This is a genomic window from Streptomyces sp. BE20, from assembly GCF_036322525.1.
Classification (GTDB): domain Bacteria; phylum Actinomycetota; class Actinomycetes; order Streptomycetales; family Streptomycetaceae; genus Kitasatospora.
Genome location: NZ_JAQYWW010001129.1, coordinates 1 through 375, shown reverse-complemented (window position 1 = coordinate 375; position 375 = coordinate 1). Strand labels below are relative to the sequence as shown.

Annotated in this window: 1 protein-coding gene; it reads right to left on the bottom strand. The window is 73.6% G+C overall.

Annotation, left to right across the window (positions count from 1 at the left end; translation table 11 throughout):
• The coding region (locus tag PUR61_RS34780; RefSeq protein WP_329883532.1) for an aldehyde dehydrogenase family protein at positions 1 to 375 on the bottom strand (375 nt) is incomplete at both ends.

The following is a 375-nucleotide window of genomic DNA, read 5'->3' as shown; positions in this document are numbered from 1 at the left end:
GGCCTCGCCGGGGTCGCGGTCGCCCTGGACGAGGTTGAGGACGCCGGCGGGCAGCCCGGCGTCGACGAACGCCTGCACCAGCAGCGCCGAGGTCCAGGGGGTCAGCGGCGAGGGCTTCAGGACGGCCGTGCAACCGGCGATCAGGGCGGGCGCCACCTTCCACATCGGGATGGCGACCGGGAAGTTCCACGGGGTGATGAGTCCGACCACGCCGAGCGGGCGCCGGAACGTCATGGCGAGGGTGCGCGGCTCCTCGGCCGGGGTGGTGACGCCGTTGATGCGGCGGGCCTCGCCGATGGTGAAGTCCAGGATGGTCAGCGAGCGCGCCACCTCGCCCCGGCCCTCGGACAGGCGCTTGCCCTGCTCCCTGGTGAT